The organism is Cupriavidus sp. UYPR2.512 (assembly GCF_000379565.1).
Lineage (GTDB): Bacteria > Pseudomonadota > Gammaproteobacteria > Burkholderiales > Burkholderiaceae > Cupriavidus.
The window spans coordinates 1-5,403 of the sequence record NZ_KB902933.1; the positions used below are offsets into that span (position 1 = coordinate 1).

The 5,403-nt window shown below is 59.1% G+C and carries 5 protein-coding genes and 1 pseudogene; 4 read left to right on the plus strand and 2 right to left on the minus strand.

The window, feature by feature from the left end; translation table 11 throughout:
* Positions 1–181, minus strand: a pseudogene (locus tag A3A5_RS44680) (hypothetical protein); the annotation flags it as partial.
* Between the two features lie 200 nt (positions 182–381).
* On the opposite strand from A3A5_RS44680, the gene A3A5_RS0112150 reads away from it, so the two are divergent.
* From A3A5_RS0112150 to A3A5_RS38335, 4 genes are all read left to right on the plus strand, one after another.
* Complete coding sequence (locus A3A5_RS0112150) at positions 382–1,161, plus strand: hypothetical protein (RefSeq protein ID WP_157637203.1); 780 nt, start codon at positions 382–384, stop codon at positions 1,159–1,161.
* Positions 1,158–2,339 carry a hypothetical protein gene (locus A3A5_RS0112155; protein WP_018310846.1) on the plus strand — a complete coding sequence of 394 codons (1,182 nt, stop codon included), beginning with the start codon at positions 1,158–1,160 and terminating at the stop codon, positions 2,337–2,339. Before A3A5_RS0112150 ends, A3A5_RS0112155 begins: the two co-directional genes overlap by 4 nt.
* A gap of 301 nt (positions 2,340–2,640) precedes the next feature.
* Entirely contained in the window at positions 2,641–3,075 is a 435-nt protein-coding gene (ssb, locus tag A3A5_RS38330; protein WP_369797772.1) for a single-stranded DNA-binding protein, read from the plus strand.
* A gap of 83 nt (positions 3,076–3,158) precedes the next feature.
* A complete protein-coding gene (locus tag A3A5_RS38335) occupies positions 3,159–4,313 on the plus strand; it encodes a toprim domain-containing protein (protein ID WP_018310847.1) in 1,155 nt (384 codons plus the stop codon).
* An 846-nt stretch (positions 4,314–5,159) separates the two neighbouring features.
* Here the strand turns inward: A3A5_RS38335 and A3A5_RS45640 are convergent.
* Positions 5,160–5,403 (minus strand): transposase (locus A3A5_RS45640; protein ID WP_018310849.1); only part of this gene is annotated, 244 nt, incomplete at its 5' end.

The window sequence follows — 5,403 nt, forward strand, 5'->3', positions numbered from 1 at the left end:
CCTTTAGCCCTTGTCTAATTGTTTTCGGGTCCATTTCAAACAGTTTCGCAATATATTCGAAACCGCCATGGCCCAGCTTGTCCGCCTCCACAGCCGCATACCGCCGTCGGTCCTTCTCCGACAAGCGCGCGTACAGCCGCTTCATCCGCGTTTCAACCTCAGCCCGGTAACCAGCCTGCATCGTTTGTCCTCCAGAGGCATCACATCTTACCCGCGTCGCTTTGCGCACGCCAGGTCCACTTCGGGAAGTTATTTCTCACTCGTTCCTAAGCCATCCCTGGAAAGACCCTCCCGGGTTTTTCCTCTGCCAGACGGTAGGGGAAAGGCCCCGGCCCCGCTTCCCGGTTTTCAACGGCCTTTCTGAGGCAAAGGGGAAGCATCATGAACCTGGAATTGTTTGGAGAACCTGTACCTCCACCACCGGTGGCGTTGTCCCCGATCGTCGCCCAGCCTTCGCTGGTAGACAAAAGGCTCGGAGACACGGTGGAAACGAAGAAGGACGCCAGCCCGATCGGCAAGGAGGTCCTCAGTGATGAGGTACCGCGAGTCGTGAAGGCAGCATCTGGTGTGTGGGATGTCCTAATGAAGGACTCGCGCCGCCGCGTCTACGGCACAAGCGTTTCGACATTTTGTCGGCGGGATTCCGCCACAGAGGAGGCTGTTGCTGACGACGACGCTGAGCAAGGCCAGGCCATCGGTTCGTTCGAAAGCCTCCTCTGTCGCATCGAGGAGACGGACGCCCCGGACCTGGCCATGTGCAAGCTGTTGGGCAACCTGATGTGGAACGACATGCGCGCGATCGTCAAGCGGCGTAATTTCGTCGCCTGCACGGGGCCGGACCTCTTCGCCTTCGAGGGCCGGGACCAAGATGAACTGCGTATATACGACACGATGCAATGGATCTACGCGTTCCAGGATGCTCGGCCGGACGAGGCAATCGGCGGCGTTGTATCCGCGGACGTGCTGGTGTCTTTCAGCTTCGTCTGCGAGCGCCTGGGTTGGGATGCAGAGTGGATCAGGCGAGTTGCGGCTCGTTGCCTCCGTGAGCATTTCAAGGGACTGCTGCGCACGATCGCGGCCTTCGACGACGAGGGCTTCCTGATCAAGTGCGAGCGAAAGCTCGACGGCTATGTCGACGTAACCGGTTGGAGAAATCAATGAATCAAGTCGCAAATGGCCGTATCACCAACCCAAGATTGGGTATCTTGAACCTGGTACTGGTAGGCATGCTTGTGGTCGTAAAGGTGCTTAAGCTCATGTACGTGGCCCTTCGCGGCGTCGTGCGCTCGCTGAACAGCACCACGGAAGCACAAGAGCCGCAGCCGTGTACGGAAGAAGCGGTGCGCCGCGATGCAGCCCCTTCGAAGTTGAAGGAAGCTGTGGACGAGCCACCTGCACGCGTTGTCCGTCGATCGACCTCCGAGAAGCCGGCAGCCCAAGCGGCCGCCGAGGAATCGAAGCCAGCGATCTGGGAGAAGAAGCCGGCGATGCGAATCGCCGACCGTCATGCTGACGTGATGATCTCGAAAAAGCAGTACCGATTCTCGGTCTACCTCGCGGAGAACGAAATTCAACGCATCGAGATGGGCCAGGTTCGTAAACCCCTTGCCGCGTTCACGCGCAGCATGGCGGCGAGCGAGAGGGTCGCTTTCACTCTGGAGGAAGCGGTCGAGTACACCCGTCGGGAGATCGCGGCAGCACGGCGGCGCGGCCCCAGTCGCAAGACTGATGGCCACTCCGTTCAGCAGCCGATGCAACCCATTCGGACCGTGACTCCGCAGCAATCACAGGCTTTCCCGGTACCGGAACTAGGTCCGTCGATCGACGAGGATGCTCCCCCGTGGGCGAACATGCCGTGTTTCGACGAACTGGATGCGCAAGCGCCCAGCAGTGGCCCTGCAACGGAACCACCACGCAGCCCGGAACCTGTGAGCGCAGCAGCACCGCGCACCCAGCAACCGATCCAACGTGATCCGCCGCCGCCTCCTGCCGATGTTCGCCCCTCCGGGGAGAACGGCGTCGAGGAAGGTCCGGTGGATTTCCGAGGGGCTCGTCGTGTTGTCGGAAAGGTGATTAGCCTCGGTGTCATCAAGCTCAAGAAGCCGAAAAAGGACCCTTTCGAGATCTACGCGATCACGCTGAGGACCAAGGACGGCGATGAACAACAGTTCAGGGGTTATGAATTGGAGCAACACGTGGAGAAGAACCGCGTCGCCATTGGCGACACGATCGGCCTGAAGCGTGGTCGCCAGCAGTTCTGGGTGACTCGCAATGGTATCCGCAATGAGAAGTCGCGCAATATCTACGACTTTCAAGTTGTAGAGCGCGCACGTCGATAGTTGTTACGGAAGCAGTATTGGAGGAACCGGCGCAGTCACACTGCCCGGTTCATTTAAGGAAGGCTCACGCACGGTCTCCAGAGAGACCTTGGAGAAATGAAATGGCATCAGTGAACAAAGTAATCCGTTCCGGTCAACAACAGTCGACCGGTTCGAGCGAAGCCCGTCAGTCACGCGGTGGCGCAGGTGGTAGCGGGTATGGAAGTCGTCCGGCAACGGGTGGCGGCTCGTCGTCCAATGGGTTTGAAGATACAACCTAGGTGCCGACCCGGAAACTCGCTACCTGCCCAGCGGCGATGCTGTGACCAACGTCCGGTTGGCCACCACCGACCGTTACAAAGACAAGCAGTCCGGCGAGTTCAAGGAGGCAACCGAGTGGCACCGCATCGCGTTCTTCGGGAAGCTGGCTGAAATCGCTGGCCAGTACCTGAAGAAAGGCTCTTCGGTCTACATCGAAGGTCGCATCCGTACACGAAAGTGGCAGGATCAGTCCGGCCAGGACAAGTACAGCACCGAGATCATCGCTGACCAGATGCAGATGCTGGGCAGCCGCGGTCAAGGTGGTGGCGATGAAGGCGGTGGCGATTATGACGGCGGCGACCGTCGTGGCTCTCAACGGATGATGACATTCCGTTCCTTGGAAATGCTAGCCAACTCGACGCGCAGCGCGCATTCGGAATCATGTAACACGGGGCCGCTAGCGGCCCAGGATCGCCCCCTTCGGGGGCTTTCCTGATGTGTGCTTCGGCATCCATCAGGAAGGCTCATGGTGAGTCTTCAGCCTTTCTATCCGCCATTCATTGGCAAGAGGCATACACCATGACGAAAGAACGCGTCGACGTTAATTCGATCGACTGGAAGAATGTGCTGCCGTTGTACGTGCAGGACGACAAGATCCTCAGTGGCAAATGGGGGCCTTGTCCATTCTGCACGGGCAGCTCGACGTTCCGCGTTGTCTGGGAACGTCGTGGGAAGGGTGGTTCTGGATGGTATTGCGCCAAGTGCGGAACCGGTGCCGATCTCGTGAGCCTCATCCACGAAGTCACCGGGAAGCCGCTGCCGGAACTCTATGACGAACTGCGTGAGAAGCGATACAATCAGGGTAGGGCGCCCACGACCTTCATTCCGAAGATACCAACGCGTCCGGAAAAGAGCCCCGAGGAGCAACGGGCGACTTTGCGCAACACTTGGGAAAGCAGTCTGCCCTTTACGGAAGACTCGCCCGTCTGGAAGTACTTGAGTCATCGCGTGCCAGGCCTTCGTATCGAATGGCTCGGTCCCGATGTCCGTTACCACCCCGGTCTCACGTATCGGAACAGTGACGGCAAGTACAAGGGTAGGTTTCCAGTGATGTTGCAGCGCCTCGTCGCCGGCGGCGACAAGCTTGCCCGGACGCTTCAGCGACTCTACCTGACGCCAGAAGGCCAAAAGGTACCGTTCGTTGATGAGAAAGGAAAGTCGGCCGCAAAGAAGCAGATGCCGTCCCCAGATGGTCCTGCAGGTGGTTCGACGCGGCTGAACAACGCCGTTTCGCGAACTCTTGCTCTGACCGAAGGTTCCGAGACCGGCTTTGCAGTCGTCGCGAAGCATGAAAACAAGATCGAAGTACGCAGCATGCTCGATTGCGGAAACCTGAGCCGTGCAGACATCGACTGGTGCAGATACGACACCATCTTCATCTACGCCGATCGGGACCGCGAGCAGGAAAAGCGGGCTTTGAAAGGCGAAGACGGGGAGGGGGGCGTTATCAAGATCCGGCCGGGCGAGTACCACGCAGGCATACTGGCCGAGAAGCTGCGCACGATGGGTAAGCGCGTCATCGTGATCGCATCAGTTCAGGAAGGTGTGGATTTCTGCGATATCTGGAAACTGCAGTATGAGCGTCGCGCGCAACGGCTCGCCGAACGTGCGGTGCGTCAGCAAGAGAAGGAGCGTCTGCGTCAGCAGGCCCAGGAGTTTCGTCGAGCAGCATGACGAAGCGGTGTTTTGAGACCGGCCACCCCATCGAGGGTGGCCGTTTTCATTTGTGCTCGGTGGTACTCGCAATCGTTAGCCTGCGCGAGCTAACAGCGTCACGCCTAGCGCCGGCACTCATAGAGGGGTGATCGAATGGAAGGGACTTCCCCGTCCCGAGGTTGCGGCGGAAGCCGCCAGTTGGCACCGACGTGCCATGATGGCGTGTCGAAGCTGCATCACAACCAACGAAGGGGAAGTCCATGGCTATCGTTACCGTTGGAATTGATCTCGCCAAGACCGTGTTTGCCATTCATGGCGTCGACGAGGCCGGCAAGGCAGTGCTGGTCAAGCCGAAGGTCACGACGCGAGGCCGCCAGCCTACGCGACGAGTCGCACTGAGGAGGGTAGGGGAACCACCAGGAGGCCCAGCGATTCGAGCCACGCGTCCAGCTGTTGGCGGGTGACCTGGCCACCCGACTGTGGCGCCGTCACGAGAAAGCGAAGCGCGAAGTCCCGGGCAACCTCTTCGAAATACTCGTGCGACCAAAACGAAGCCTCCCAATCTGGCCGGAGGAATCGGACAACGAGCTTGGCCAGCCGGTTGGCAGATTCTGATGCCGAACCCCATGGCAGGTCATCGATGGCCCATGCAGCGGTATCGCCTGGCAGGTTGGTACGTCCTACCTCGACGCCTACACAATTGAGTTCCACTTCCAGGATGGTGAATACGAGCCCCCAGGAATGGAACGGAGGGAGCGGGGCAGCCCGACTTCGGCCGGGGAGCTCGTTCGGCACCGGCGTGCAGCTGGTTGCGGACACAGCTTGGAGGCGAGAATTGAGAGGCACCATATTCCATATAAGTATTCACGAGAAACGGATTTCAAACTTTGAGCCGTAGCCGGAGAGGAGAATTTCGATCTCGGTATCGATGGTTTCTTTGGTCCATGTGACGAAGCGTCGCCAGTGGTACTTGGCATGTTTCCAGACGATTTCAATCAGGTTGAGTTCGGGGCTGTAAGGCGGCAGATGAAAGAGAACCATACGGTGCTCGAAGAGCCAGCGGTCCAGGATATCCTGCTCGATGGCGTGATGGATCTTCGCGTTGTCG

Coding starts and splice junctions, on each gene's coding strand:
- A3A5_RS0112150 (WP_157637203.1), top strand. CDS start 382: ATGAACCTGGAATTGTTTGGAGAACCTGTACCTCCACCACCGGTGGCG.
- A3A5_RS0112155 (WP_018310846.1), top strand. CDS start 1,158: ATGAATCAAGTCGCAAATGGCCGTATCACCAACCCAAGATTGGGTATC.
- A3A5_RS38335 (WP_018310847.1), top strand. CDS start 3,159: ATGACGAAAGAACGCGTCGACGTTAATTCGATCGACTGGAAGAATGTG.